At 39.5% G+C, this 13,396-nt stretch carries 14 protein-coding genes; 2 read left to right on the forward strand and 12 right to left on the reverse strand.

Annotated features, from left to right (window positions below; all coding sequences use genetic code 11):
* Positions 1-26: 26 nt before the first annotated feature.
* The 12 genes from UNSWCS_RS04615 to UNSWCS_RS04670 form a co-directional block, all read right to left on the reverse strand.
* Positions 27-467 (reverse strand): hypothetical protein, encoded by a 441-nt coding sequence (locus UNSWCS_RS04615; protein ID WP_021087556.1) that lies wholly within the window; start codon positions 465-467, stop codon positions 27-29.
* 249 nt (positions 468-716) lie between these two features.
* Positions 717-1,577 (reverse strand): formate/nitrite transporter family protein, encoded by an 861-nt coding sequence (locus UNSWCS_RS04620; RefSeq protein WP_035143519.1) that lies wholly within the window; start codon positions 1,575-1,577, stop codon positions 717-719.
* A gap of 184 nt (positions 1,578-1,761) precedes the next feature.
* Positions 1,762-2,208 carry a hydrogenase 3 maturation endopeptidase HyCI gene (locus tag UNSWCS_RS04625; RefSeq protein ID WP_021087517.1) on the reverse strand — a complete coding sequence of 149 codons (447 nt, stop codon included), beginning with the start codon at positions 2,206-2,208 and terminating at the stop codon, positions 1,762-1,764.
* Positions 2,208-2,552, reverse strand: coding sequence for a formate hydrogenlyase maturation HycH family protein (locus UNSWCS_RS04630; RefSeq protein WP_012001185.1), 345 nt, complete (start codon positions 2,550-2,552; stop codon positions 2,208-2,210). The genes UNSWCS_RS04625 and UNSWCS_RS04630 overlap by 1 nt, the downstream gene beginning before the upstream one ends.
* Positions 2,549-3,373 carry an NADH-quinone oxidoreductase subunit B family protein gene (locus UNSWCS_RS04635; RefSeq protein ID WP_021087529.1) on the reverse strand — a complete coding sequence of 275 codons (825 nt, stop codon included), beginning with the start codon at positions 3,371-3,373 and terminating at the stop codon, positions 2,549-2,551. Before UNSWCS_RS04635 ends, UNSWCS_RS04630 begins: the two co-directional genes overlap by 4 nt.
* The gene (locus UNSWCS_RS04640) at positions 3,370-3,909 is read right to left on the reverse strand and encodes a formate hydrogenlyase complex iron-sulfur subunit (protein ID WP_002939210.1); all 540 of its coding nucleotides are present in this window, start codon (positions 3,907-3,909) and stop codon (positions 3,370-3,372) included. The genes UNSWCS_RS04635 and UNSWCS_RS04640 overlap by 4 nt, the downstream gene beginning before the upstream one ends.
* Positions 3,906-5,642 carry an NADH-quinone oxidoreductase subunit C gene (locus tag UNSWCS_RS04645; protein ID WP_009294856.1) on the reverse strand — a complete coding sequence of 579 codons (1,737 nt, stop codon included), beginning with the start codon at positions 5,640-5,642 and terminating at the stop codon, positions 3,906-3,908. The genes UNSWCS_RS04640 and UNSWCS_RS04645 overlap by 4 nt, the downstream gene beginning before the upstream one ends.
* A complete protein-coding gene (locus UNSWCS_RS04650) occupies positions 5,639-7,120 on the reverse strand; it encodes a hydrogenase 4 subunit F (RefSeq protein ID WP_012001182.1) in 1,482 nt (493 codons plus the stop codon). Before UNSWCS_RS04650 ends, UNSWCS_RS04645 begins: the two co-directional genes overlap by 4 nt.
* 2 nt (positions 7,121-7,122) lie before the next feature.
* On the reverse strand, positions 7,123-7,767 hold the full coding sequence (gene hyfE, locus UNSWCS_RS04655; protein WP_012001181.1) for a hydrogenase 4 membrane subunit: 645 nt from the start codon (positions 7,765-7,767) through the stop codon (positions 7,123-7,125).
* A 1-nt stretch (position 7,768) separates the two neighbouring features.
* Positions 7,769-8,689 (reverse strand): respiratory chain complex I subunit 1 family protein, encoded by a 921-nt coding sequence (locus tag UNSWCS_RS04660; RefSeq protein WP_002939300.1) that lies wholly within the window; start codon positions 8,687-8,689, stop codon positions 7,769-7,771.
* 9 nt (positions 8,690-8,698) lie between these two features.
* On the reverse strand, positions 8,699-10,666 hold the full coding sequence (locus tag UNSWCS_RS04665; protein ID WP_012001180.1) for a proton-conducting transporter membrane subunit: 1,968 nt from the start codon (positions 10,664-10,666) through the stop codon (positions 8,699-8,701).
* A gap of 1 nt (position 10,667) precedes the next feature.
* Complete coding sequence (locus UNSWCS_RS04670) at positions 10,668-11,237, reverse strand: 4Fe-4S dicluster domain-containing protein (RefSeq protein WP_002939266.1); 570 nt, start codon at positions 11,235-11,237, stop codon at positions 10,668-10,670.
* Positions 11,238-11,653: 416 nt separating this feature from the next.
* Between UNSWCS_RS04670 and UNSWCS_RS04675 the strand changes: the two genes are divergently transcribed.
* Positions 11,654-12,739 carry an MBL fold metallo-hydrolase gene (locus UNSWCS_RS04675; protein ID WP_021087525.1) on the forward strand — a complete coding sequence of 362 codons (1,086 nt, stop codon included), beginning with the start codon at positions 11,654-11,656 and terminating at the stop codon, positions 12,737-12,739.
* Between the two features lie 44 nt (positions 12,740-12,783).
* On the forward strand, positions 12,784-13,071 hold the full coding sequence (locus UNSWCS_RS04680; protein WP_021085374.1) for a hypothetical protein: 288 nt from the start codon (positions 12,784-12,786) through the stop codon (positions 13,069-13,071).
* Positions 13,072-13,396 lie beyond the last annotated feature (325 nt).

A 13,396-nucleotide genomic window follows, 5' to 3' on the forward strand; every position in this document is an offset into this window, starting at 1 on the left:
CATTGTAACTAAATAAAGGTAAAACTTTACTTTGAAATTTTAACGACTTTATCATTGTCACTTCTTAGAAAATAAATTTCTCTTCGTCCGTCATAAAGGACTTTGCCACTTGTTTTTTGATCACTTTGTAAATTTGAAGATAGATCCATCTCAAGTGGCTTGCTCATAAAATAAGCCTCGCCCAAACTTCGTCCAAAATCAGGATACCAACTGAGCGCGCAAAGCACAAGCAAGAGCAGATAAAAGGCTCTAAAAATTTTTCTAAATGGCGCGTAAAAGAAACAATATCCAAATATAAAAAACACAGGTAAAAGCCACAAAAAAGGCACATTATCCACAAAAATCACATTGAAATACTCATTTATGCCATAAAATGAAAAGTAGTTGTTGTAAATTCCAACAAATAGCGTAAAAATAGGAGCTAGAACAAATATAATGCCAGTAAAAAATGCATTGAAAAATTTCATAGACTCTCCTTTTTTCGTGGGATTATATTAAATTTTAGCTTTATTATTGCTCTAAATTTATTAGCCAAGATGTTTTAAACTCCAAAATGTCACAAATTTTCAAATAATGGGGAGTTAAAACGATAAATTTAAGATGAGTGTGACATTTTTTAGATAAAAAATAAGAGATTTTTTTGAAACTTTTAAGGTAAGAAAGAGAGAAATTTAAAATTTAGCCTTTGCCATAAAAGCAAAGACTAAAAGTTAGTTTTAAGCTTTTTTCTTCATATCAAATTTATTAGCCATGAAGCCAACAAGACCAACAAAGAAAAGACCACCGCAGATGTTGCCAAGTGTAACTGGAAGCAAGTTTTTGCTTAAGAAATTTGTCCAGTTGATGACATCTAGTTTATCAGCTGTAGTGTGAAGTAAAGCTGCTGCAGCGTTGATATCGCCGCCACTTGCTGCTATGTAGTGAGCTTTAGAGATGATAGCTTCAGTGATGATGAACATATTTGCAACGCAGTGTTCCATTGAGCAAGCAACGAATGCGCCGATCATCCACATAATGGCAAAGAATTTACCAGATAGGTTGCTCTCGCTTGTCGCAGTCCAGATAGACATACAAACAAAGACGTTACAAAAGATACCACGAAGAAATAGCTCATGAAATGGTGCTGTGATCTTGCCAATAGCTGCTGGTACGAAGTGTTGCAAGATGTAGCCGTCGTATTTTAGTGGCAAACCAGAGTAGTAATACATATAAGCGATCAATGCGCCACCAACGAAGTTAAATATCCAAACAATTACCCAATAGCCTATGGTTTTGCCAAGTGGCAATTTGCCATCATATGCACTAACACCACTTAAAATAGAGCTAGTAAATAGGTGACCGCCATAAAATACAACCATCATGAGGCCGCAACTAAATGTGATACCACCGATGAAGTTTGAAAGACCGATAGACTGTTTTTCAGCCATACCAACTGTTGAGTGAGCCCAAAAAATATCACCCATTGCAATAGCAGCTCCAGCCATAATAGCAAGGAAGATAATGCTTACAAGTGGCGTATGAGCTTTATGCTCCATAGAACTTGACACCGCTTGAGCGGTTTCTGCCGGATTTAACATCACGTCTCCTTTTTATTTGACCTTCTTTGATCTATAAGAAATAAAAGCAAAGAAGTAGTGCCAAAGATAGACATTTTAGCGTCAAAATTTAATGTTTAAAAATTAGTTTTACACTAAATTTCAAATCCAAAATGATCAAATTTATCTTTAGCAAACCCCAGATTAAATTTAGCTCTTACTAAATTTAACCAACTAAATTTTTATCAATCTCTACAATTCTTAAAAAAGCTTTTCTGGCACTTTTTTTAGCCTGCTCGCTTAGCCCTTCCTCAAAATCAAGGACATTTTCAAGCAGGACGCTAATGCCAAGAAAAAGCGTCTTTGGACAAATTTTACGCAAATAGCTTAAAAGCACCGGCGTTGGGAGGTTGTGGGTTGAGTAGATGTAGTCTCTATCGTCACTTAGGTCAAAAAACTCTATCTTATCCTCATCAAAGCCGCTCATCGCATCGACTACTATCAAAATGTCAGGCGCAAATTCTCTAATAGCTGAAAATTCATTCTCAGGCACATCTTGCCCAAAAAAGACCTTCCACTCTTTTAGCTCAGTTTCTACGATGCGGCCGACTTCATTGCCAACATCATCGTCGCCACGCATAGGATTACCGATGCAAAGGATGGCCTTTTTCATCAAAAGTCCTTCCTAAGCACGATATATCCCTCTTTTAAATTTGCCAAAATTTCTTTAAGCTTACACTCACAAAGCTGTGGCAAGAGTCTAGCGATATGCTCAGCAAAAATTTCAACTTCAAAATACTTGCTTAAATTTCCGATCTTAAATTTCACATATTCGCCTGAGTTTTTGATCATCTCGTCAAATTCCTCATCGCTTAACTCTAAGACCTTCTCGCTAAAATCAATCGTACCAACGCCGTGTCCCACGCAAGTGGAGAAAATTTTTATCTCCTTTAGCTCGCGTGGAAGCTTCTCGTTGTCGTCCATATGCCTTTTTGTAAGCTTATAAACTTGTATCATCTTTTACTCCAAACCTCACTATCAACATCAATCGCAAAATTTTTACCAGCTTTTGCATATTTTAGATAGACATCGTTGTGTAAAAGTGCCATACACTCAGCATATCTAGGATCATCTTCTTTTTTGATAGCTGCTATAACCGCTTCACGTGCAAGCTCTGGGTTGTGGATATCACTTGAGCCCTTGATAGCGTCCATATATTTTTCAAATAGTGTTCTACCAAAGATATAACTCATCAGCCTTTTACTTTCAGCATGCAAGTCACGTTCAAACAAGATATCGCCCATTACTGACTTTTTAACTGGAGGAGGCGTAGTGCTGTCGTTTTCGTAGCTTTTTTTGTGTAGCTTTTGATCAATGATACCAAGAGCCATACCTAGACCATAAATAACACTTGCTGGGTGTGGAGGGCAGCCTGGGATATAGACATCAACTGGGATTATCTTATCTATACCGCCCCAAACACTGTAAGCGTCGTGGAAAATTCCACCAGTACTTCCACAAGCACCAAAAGCAACTACGATCTTAGGATCTGGAGCTGCTTCATAAGCACGAAGAAGTGGGTAGTACATCTGTCTTGTGACTGGTCCTGAGCAAAGCAAGATATCAGCGTGTCTTGGGTTTGCTACAAGCTTAAAGCCAAAGCGCTCTGGGTCCCACATCGGAGTGATAGCAGCGAAAATTTCGATCTCACAACCGTTGCAGCTTCCGCAGTCGATCCTATAAACGCTAAAGCTTCTTTTGATATTTTTTAAATGCTCTAGCTTTGCAGTTAGGTCATTTGCTGTTTTTATGTCCTCTGGGACTTGATATAGACTCATTTTATAGCCTCCTCAACGCCTTTTGTTAGCCTCTCAGCAGATTGATTTTTCTTGCACTCTGGGCAGATAAAAAGATACTCTTTTGCCTCTTCAAGTCTGCCTGGGAGTAAATTTGCTGTGCCAAGCTTTTCAAGGGTGAAATTTATAAGCCTTTTTGGCGTAAATGGCTTGCCGCAGCATTTGCAAGTTTGCATCTCAAGCTCGCCTCTTTGTATAAGAGCGCTCTTGTCAAATTTAACCGCAAGCTCAAAGCTATCGCTAAGTCTTACAGCTCCAGTTGGGCAAACCTCATCGCAGCGTCCGCAGAATATGCAGCGACCACAGTCAAACTGCCAAACAAGCCTTGTTTGCTCATCGTTCATCTTAAGCTCTATTGCGTTACTAGGGCAAGCGATACCGCAAGCTGCACAACCTATACAAAGATCGTATGTATAGTCTGGCTGACCGCGGAAATTCTCAGGCACAATATATGGCTCAAATGGATAGGCGTATGTCGCCTTTCCATATTTTTCTGTGATGTCAAATAACTTCATCATCTTAAATCCTTCTTACTAACCCCGCCATCTTGACAGAATTTTTTAAGGTCTTTTTCTGTTAAAATTTTACTTTTTTTAGTCCTTACATCAACCAAAGTAACACGCTCGGTGCATGAGTAGCAAGGGTCAAGTGAGCAAACGATAAGTGCAGCGTCACTTATGTTGTTTCCTCTAAATTGATACCTTAGGCTTGGCCAGTTGTTATATGTCGCAGCCCTACATCTCCAGCGATATACTTTTTGAGCGCTACCTTGCATGATCCAGTGAACATTCTCACCACGTGGTGCCTCATCGTGACCAAGTGCGAAATTCTCTGGCTTGATCATAGTCACAGGATCGATCATGATCGGAGTTTGAGGCATCATCTCAAAGCATTGGCGGATGATGTGGATAGAGCTTTTTAGCTCTTTATATCTAACCATCTCACGAGCAAAAACGTCGCAACCATGCTCAACTGCTACTTCAAATTCTATCTGTTTGAAGAAGTCGTATGGGTGATCATAGCGGTTATCACGTTTAAAGCCAGAGCCTCTCATATTTGGACCAACTGGGCTAAAATCACGTGCTATTTGGCGGTCTAGGATACCTACACCTTTCCAGCGTCCGATTTGGCGTTTATCTTCCAAAACTGCATCCCAAATTTCTGAAATTTGAATGTCAAGTTTGTTGATGATCTCTAAGCCTTTTTTGATCTCATGGTTTGTCATATCACGTCTTAAGCCACCCATAACGACGTTGCCGTATGTTTTACGTCCGCCAGTTACAAGTTGAGCTAGCTCCATAGAGTACTCACGAACCCTAAAGATATGCATGAAAGCGTTGTAGTTACCAGTGACCTCACAAGCTAGACCAATATTTAAAAGGTGGCTGTGAAGACGCTCGATCTCAAGACAGATGACGCGTATAGCTTGAGCCCTTAGTGGGATTTCAAGCTTGATAGCTTTTTCTGCTGCTTCGATACACGCAATAGCATGAGCATAACCACAAATTCCGCAAACGCGCTCTGCAAGATAGCCCATTTGATCATAGTTCATTCTGTTTTCAGCTAGCTTCTCCATACCGCGGTGTTGATAGAATAAGCGGTAGTCAGCGTCGATGATCTCGTCGCCGTCACAGAAAAGTCTAAAGTGACCTGGCTCATCAGATGTAACGTGTAATGGTCCAAGTGGCACATCGACTACTGCATCACCTGTTGGGAACAAAAACTCCGCATCAGGCTCATCTCTGTGATCTACTGGATCAGGGCGGTAGCGGTAGTCCATAGCATCTTTTCTAAGTGGGTGAAGTCCGTCTGGCCAGTCATCACTTAAAACTAGACGTCTTTTATCAGGCAGACCCTCAGCTACTAGGCCAAACATATCATAAGCTTCTCTTTCATACCAAACACAAGCTGGTACAAGTGGAGTAACTGATGGGAATGTCGGATCGCTTCCTGGGATAAGAGTTTTAACTGTGATAAAGCACTTATCCTCAGCTGCAAAGTCGTCCGCCTCAGTCATCTTGCTACCTTCCATTGAGATAGCATAGTAAAGCGCATAGCAGCCATTTATCTGGCGTTCGTCGTTTGGTATCATAGTGCTTATAAAGCCACCGATATCATAATAAAGTGTTTTAACAGCTAGTGGAAGATCGTTTCTATCGACCAAAACTGTGATCTGATCGTCTGCTTGACGAGTTACTTCTAAAATTTTTACCTTTGTTTTTAGGATTTCAACAAATTTATCGCCTCTCATTTTAAAGCTCCCATCATTATATTAACACCGTTATTTACTAGCGTATAAAAGCTATCTACGTGCCATACGCCAAAGATTATGATAAGGGCACAGAGTGCTATAAGAGGTAAATTTTCAAATAAACTCATCTCTTTATTATGAACAACCACACCTTTTGGCTCGCCAAAGCTTGCCATGTTAAAGTGCGCAAAGTCAGCTATGAAAATAACTGCAAGTGCAATAGCAAATAGCGCAACTGCGATGTATTGACCACTTGTGATAGCTCCAACAAAGACGTTATATTCGCTAACAAATATAGCAAATGCTGGAACACCAACTAGTGAGCATACAGCTGCACCAAACATAATAGTTGTAATAGGTGCGATCTTAACCATGCCGCCCATCTTACTCATATCTTTGTGGCCGTAAATTCTTGCTATGTTACCTGTTGAGCAGAAAGCCAAAGCTTTTGTGAAGCTGTGAGCTAAGCAGTGGAATATCGCTGCAAATAGACCAAATTTACCGCCAACACCAAGTGCAAATGCGATAACACCCATGTGAACGATTGAGTGGTATGCAAACATTCTTTTTACGTTGTGTTGTCTTATTAGGAAAAATCCTGCTACAAAAAGTGTGATAGTTCCTGAAACGATCATTACGCCTTCAACAAAGCTAAATCCAACTGCTTGAGCTGTGATAGCGTAGTATCTTAAAAGTGCAAGCATCGCACATTTTAAAAGTACGCCTGATAGCAATGCTGAGATAGGTGCTGGACCTTCAGCGTGAACGTCTGGCAACCAAGTGTGAGTTGGAGCAAGACCAGCTTTTGTACCAAAACCAATTAGCGCAAACACAAAGATAAGTTTTGCTGCATCTGGGTTTAGATTTTTAGCGTTAGCCATTATGCTTGAGAACTGCATAGAAGCCTCGCCGTCTCCTAGTGTGCTATATGTAGCTGAGTATAGAAGAACGGTTGCATAAAGAGCAAATGCTAGACCGATTGAGCAAAGAACGATGTATTTGTAACCACTCTCTGTTGATTTTTGATCTTTGTGGATAGCAACCAAAAATACAGAAGCTAGTGTAGTAGCCTCGATAGCTGCCCACATAAACGCAACGTTGTTGCAGATAACGCTTAAAGTCATTGTAAAGATAAATACATGGCTTAGTGCGTAGTATTTTTTAAGATCACTTAGGTGGATGTGTCCATCTTCAAGCTCCCATCTCATGTAATGGATAGAGTAGAAATTTACTATAAATCCAGTTACGGCGATAAGCACCAAGAAAACACAGCCTAAGCTATCTAAGAATAAAAATTTATCAAAACTATAAAAAGTTCCGCCACTTAAAACTTTAAGAACATTGTTAAGTAAAGCCACTGATGTCGCAGCAGAAAACAAGACATGAAGTCCGCTAAGTACTGCATAGTTTTTAGGACTTAAAAACAAGATCAAAGCACCAAGGAGCGGTAAGATAAGTATTAAAGCTAAACTATCCATCTCTAACCCCTTAAATTTGAAGCTTTAGAAGTATCTAAGCTATCATAAGCTTTATAAAATCTAATCGCTAGAACGCTCATGATAATAACAGCAAATATCGCATCTGTTAAAATTCCAAGCTCAACTAGCTCATGTGAGTTGTAAGCCATTAGAGCAAGGCTTAGGTGGATACCGTTTTCAAACAAGCAGTAAGCTAGAATTTGTTTTATAAATGAGTTTCTTAGCATAAAGCCAAAAATTCCCATCATAAAGACTGTTCCAGCAGCGATTAACATAATCTCTTCTTTGATAAGAGAGAATTTTAAAAATATAGGGTGGATACTCATTGAAAGAGCTAGAGAAAATCCCATAGCAATAACAGGACTTACAAAAAATCCACCAACTGGCTCATCTTCGCTAACTACGCCAAGTTTTTTGATAAGCCAGAACAAAATTCCTGGCACGAAAAGAACTTTGGTAAAAAACGCAACGATCGCCCAAGTTTTTAGCTGCTCAGCGTTAAATTTCTCAGATAGCAAGAAAAATATACTAACTAAAAGTAGTGTCTCTATCGCATAAGCGATGATTGAGAGTTTCAAGCTTCTAAGACCAAAAACCGCAAGCGAAGTTACGATCATGCAAATGGCTAATATATCTAGTGTTTGCATCTCACGCTCCTACTACATAAAGTGTTAGTGCAACAAACGAGATAGCAAGTGCACCAAGAGCATTTTTGCGTAAAGATGAAGTCATTTTAAAGCGTGGTCCAAAGTTGTCTATAAATACAGCTGCGACGTAAAATACTCCAGTTTTTATCACAAAAACGATAATAGCTAAGAAAGGATTGCTAAAATTCCATGGCTCAAATATGCTTAGGAAAAGTCCGATCATAGCAAACTGTTTTAATATAAGTGATGCTTGAACTAAGCCAAGGTCGCTACCAGCATACTCACCAAGAACACCCTCTTGAAGCTCTTGTTCTGCTTCAGCTAAGTCAAATGGCTTTCTACCAGTCTCAACATACATACACCACAAAAATGCGATAGAAGCAACGGCAAAACTTGGAATTTGATATCCGATAACGCCAGTTCTTACCATCTCTTGGATCTCAACTAAATTTGATGTTTTAGCTGCAAGCATAACTACGATTAAGCACATAATCATAACTGGCTCAACATAAACACCAAGCATTTGCTCCCTGCCGCCACCTGTCGCTGCAAATGGGTTGCCGCTATCCATTGAAGCTGCACCAAATACAAATCTAAGTAGCGCACCAAGATATAGGATAACAAATATATCTGAGTAAGCTCCAAATACAGTGTCTTTGCTGTAAGTGATAGGTATAGCAGCTAGCACTGCAGCTGAAGTTGCAAAAAGGAAAAATGGAGCCCATCTAAATACCCAGTGAGAGCACTCAGGGACGGTTCTTCCTCTTCTAAAAAGCTTTATAATGTCGCGATATGTTTGAAAGAAATCGCTACCTTGTTTTGATTGAAGTTTAGCTCTAAGTTTTCTTGCCATACCATCAAACAAAGGAGCTACCAAAACGATAACGACTACTTGAAATATCATTAAAAGTATAGTTTGCATTTTCGTCTCCTAAACTAAAAAGTAGCTCACAGCAAGTATGACACAAAGATATAGCAAGATATAAAGTGTATATACATTTGTATAACCACTTTGAACGATACCTAGCTTATCAGCAAATTTCACACACCATTTAATGACTGGCTCATAAAACATTCCCCACCAAATATCTTTTGGATGGTTGTGATACTCAACCGCGTCAAAATAATTTCTAGTAACTACTTTTTTATCAGCTCTAAATAGCCATTGCATAATTTTTCTAAGGTCGCCAGTGAATGGACCACCTGTCATTTGCATACGTGAGCTATATTTAAAGCCACAAGCCCAAGGATCAGTTTCGCGTGGTTTATCTCTGTTTGCTTTCATAACAGCAAGGATGATAAATGGCAAAATCATAGTTGCACATAGGACTAAAGCGATAAGTGGAGTTGAGATCATGCTGCCCATAGGTGAAGTTACATTTATAGCACCAAGGCTAGCTTTATAGTCGCTTATAGCGATAGAATTTACAGCTTGCATGATGTAATCAACTATGTAGTTTGCGCCAAGACCAAAGCCAACGCAGCCTATCATTAGGATGATCATACCAAGAACCATTCCTATCGGACTCTCTTTAGCATTTTCCCAAATTTTTTGATCTCTTGGAGTACCTGCAAAGATAACAGCGTAAAGTTTAAGGTGCATACCAACCAAAACGCCTGTTAGCGCAAGAGCTACGACGCCAAGTGTAAATGCATATCTAACTAATGTTCCTTCTCCCATCGCACCTTGAAGCATACCTTGATATGTAAACCACTCTGAAACAAAGCCATTTACTGGAGGTAAAGCTGCGATACCCATGATACCTATAAACATACCAAGGCTTGTCCATGGCATTTTTTTAGCAAGACCACCAAGGATGTCCATATTTTGTGTATGAGTAGCGTGGATAACTGAACCAGCGCAAAGGAAAAGAAGACCTTTAAATATAGCGTGATTGACTACGTGGTAGCAACCTGCTAGAAAACCTACTGCTGCAAGTGTTAAATTTCCAGCTGCAACGCCGTAGATACCTGTTCCAAGACCTAGTAAGATGATGCCTATGTTCTCAACTGAGTGGTAAGCAAGCAAAGCTTTGAAGTCGTGTTGGCAAAGAGCGTATAAAACACCAAATAGTGAGCTAGCTGCACCAAGAGCGAGTATTGTAAGACCAAAGTATGTGCTAAGTGGTAGGTAAAGTGTAAATTTAACTAGTGTAAATAGAGCAACTTTAATCATAACGCCTGACATAAGGGCTGAAACGTTTGATGGTGCTGCTGGGTGAGCTTGTGGAAGCCAAACGTGGAATGGCCACATACCAGCTTTACTACCAAAGCCGACTAAGAATAGTATAAATACAGCAGCAGAAGCGCCAAATGGCATCTTAACACCCATAAATGCGCTAAATTCAAAGCTTCCTGCGTAGTAAGCTGTGATAAGCAGGCCACAGGTTATACAAAATGCACCGATTTGTGCGATACCAAGATATACCATAACCGCTTTAAGTGTATTTTTACCGTCATTGACGATGATAAGAAATGATGATACAAGAGTCATAAGCTCCCATAAAACAACAAAGCAAAATACATTATCAGCGCTGATTACTAGAAGCATTGAAAGGATGAATGTGTTAAACAAACATGCAAACACACCAACGTTTGCTTTTTTTATGTACTCTTCTGCATAGCTCATACCATAAACACTACTTGCAAATCCGATGAAAACGACGACAAAGCTGAAGAAATTTCCAAGTGGATTTAGCGCAAATTTTGGCGAATACAAAAAGCCATCCATAAGAGCAAAGCTATCACTTACTCCCATATTTGCAACGAAGTGACACATCGCATAAAAGCAGCTTATAGCACTTAGTCCAAAACCAACTTTAACAGCGGCTTTTGGAGCGCAGTAGAGCAAGATACTAACGACGGCACTTACAAGAAATAGCATATAAACCGTAGTCATCTTATGCTCCTTGTCCGTTTAAAATTTTAGTAGCAAATTTATTCGCTGCTTCGTAGTCTATCCTCTTGCCAAGCTTATGTTTGCCCTCTTCTGGATCAACCATTATAAGAGCGCTTGTTGGGCATACATCAACGCAAGCTGGTCCATTTTCACGGCCAAAGCACATATCACATTTTACTGCGATGTTTTTTGCGCCTGATTGTGACTCTACTTCAAGATAGTATTTTGGCTCGACAGCGTAATTTACTGAAGGCATAAGCTCTGCACTTGAGCTTATCGCACCATAAGGGCAAGCGATCGTGCACATCTTGCAACCTATACAAATTTCCTCGTGAAGTTCGATGCAATTATCGTTAAATCGCAACGCTCCAGTTGGGCATACATTTGCGCAAGGGCCATCGTCGCATTGTCTGCACTGAGTCGGCATAACACCACTAGCTTCTCTTAGCACACTTAGCCTTGCACGTGATAGCTTGCCGCGTTCATAAGCACTTTTAAAACATGCAGCCATACAGGTCGCACATCCTATGCAGCGTTTAGAATCGGCAATCACAAATTTATGTTTTTTCATAAATTCCTCCTAAAAAACAAGGCAAGACCGCCCTGCTCACTAATAGAGTGATTGTTAATCACATGAATAGAGATAGTTAAATTTTTATTTAACATCTCAAACGCTCCTTCCTGAATTTTTGGAACAATTCTATAACTTCTGGCGATTAAATTCCGTCAGCTATCTGACAAATTTTGTATTTTTGAAATTAAATTTTTATTTTATATTAGTTTAAGATATGCTATTAAAAGGCGTTGTTTTCGTGTGATTAATCAAAAAAGATTAATATTTCATAACAGATAATTAGTAAAAAGAGTAAAATTATCTTAATTAAGTTTAAACTTAAAAATTAGTTTTTTAAGCTTGGGTTAATTAAATGAAACTGAAATTTAAAAATATAAAATATAATCCAACCTTTAAATTTAAAAGGATTATTGATGGAAATTTTTATAGTCATATTTTTGCCTATTTTTGCAGGTTTTGCATTTATGAAATTTGCCCCTGTTTTTGGCGGTAGACCAGATGCCAAAAGCCAAAAACTTATAGAGACTTCGCCAAATTTTAACGGCAAAGTTTTTATAAATTTAGAGCCAACGATTGATATGGTAAAGAAAAGCCCACAAGCGTCTATGTTAAATTACGTCCCTCAAGCGCTCTTTCCACCAAAAGGCAAGCTACCAAAGCGCCCTTTGCCAAATTTAAAATTTGACGCAAACGCCATCAAAAATGGCGAGTTTATCTGGCTTGGGCACGTTAGCCTAATCTGCAAGCTTGATGGCAAAACCATCGTCACAGACCCAGCTTTGCACCGAGCATTCCCTCTTCAACTTGGCGGCAAGCCCTTTGCCTACGAGCACGCCATCACCGCCAGCGACTACCCGGAGGTGATCGACATCGCCCTCATCTCGCACGACCACTACGACCACCTTGACTATAAAACGATCCTTGAGCTAAAGGATAGGATAGCCAAATTTCTAGTGCCACTTGGAGTCAAAGCTCACCTCGTAAAATGGGGCGTAAACGCAGACAAAATTTACGAGTTTGACTGGTTTAACGAGCAAAAGATAGGAAATTTAAACTTCACTTTTTGCCCCTCAAGGCACTTTAGCGGGCGCACATTTAAAAGAAATACCACGCTTTGGGGCGGCTGGGCGGTAGAGGAGGCTGGCTTTAGCTTTTATTTTAGTGGCGATGGCGGATATGGCAAGCATTTTAAGATGATAAGTGAGAAATTTGGCGGTTTTGATCTAGTTTTTATAGAAAATGGCGCTTACAGCGATGGCTGGCCTTACGTGCACATGAAGCCAGAGGAGTCAGCGCAAGCGCTAAAAGATCTTGAAGCTAAGCTTGGCGTGCCGGTACATTGGGGCAAATTTGATCTTTCTTATCACGCTTGGGATGAGCCGATCAAGCGTTTTGAAAAGGCTGCAACAAAACTTGAGCTAAACTACGCAACACCGATGATCGGAGAGGTTTTCACCGTGCAAAATCCACCTAGAAAAAAGTGGTGGGATGAAATTTAGGAATAAAATTTGCTCTAAATTTTAAAATCCAAAAGGAAGTGCAGATGAAAATTTCTGAAAATTTATCAAATTTAAAAAATGCCATCGACAAGGCTGCAAAAAACGACCTTGACTCAAGCGCAACTGGAAGCTTTTTGCAAAATTTAGAAAAAGCAAACAAAGAGACAGAAAAGATCTACGAGAAGCTTGAAAAAGAGCTAAAGAGCGACGCACAGATGTTTAAGCAGTTTGACTTCATGCAGATGATGACAAAGCTTCAATACGGCAACCTAAAATCAAGCGAGCGTGAAGAGCTGATAAACAAAATGAGCAAGATCGCCAAAGAAATTTAGCCGTTTAGTGTGGCTTTACGGCGAGTTAAATTTGGCTGTTTTGCGTAAATTTATGTGGTTTTTGCTGAGTAAATTTGCTAAAAATGTAAATTTACTCGCTTAGTAGCTGTTATTATCCTCACATTTGCCGTATCTTTTGTTAAGCACATCTTTTCTTACACACTGCACGTATAACGCCATTAATGCGCAAAATTCAAGCAAATTTCTCAAATGCTTTTATTAAGCTAGTCAATAAATAAAGGCAAATTTTAAAATTTCATGAGTGAGTAATTTCGGCTCTAAAATTTGAGCTAAGCGGTTAGCGAAGCCAAATTTTAGTAGTCAA

Source organism: Campylobacter concisus UNSWCS, assembly GCF_000466685.1.
Taxonomy (GTDB): Bacteria; Campylobacterota; Campylobacteria; order Campylobacterales; family Campylobacteraceae; genus Campylobacter_A; species Campylobacter_A concisus_A.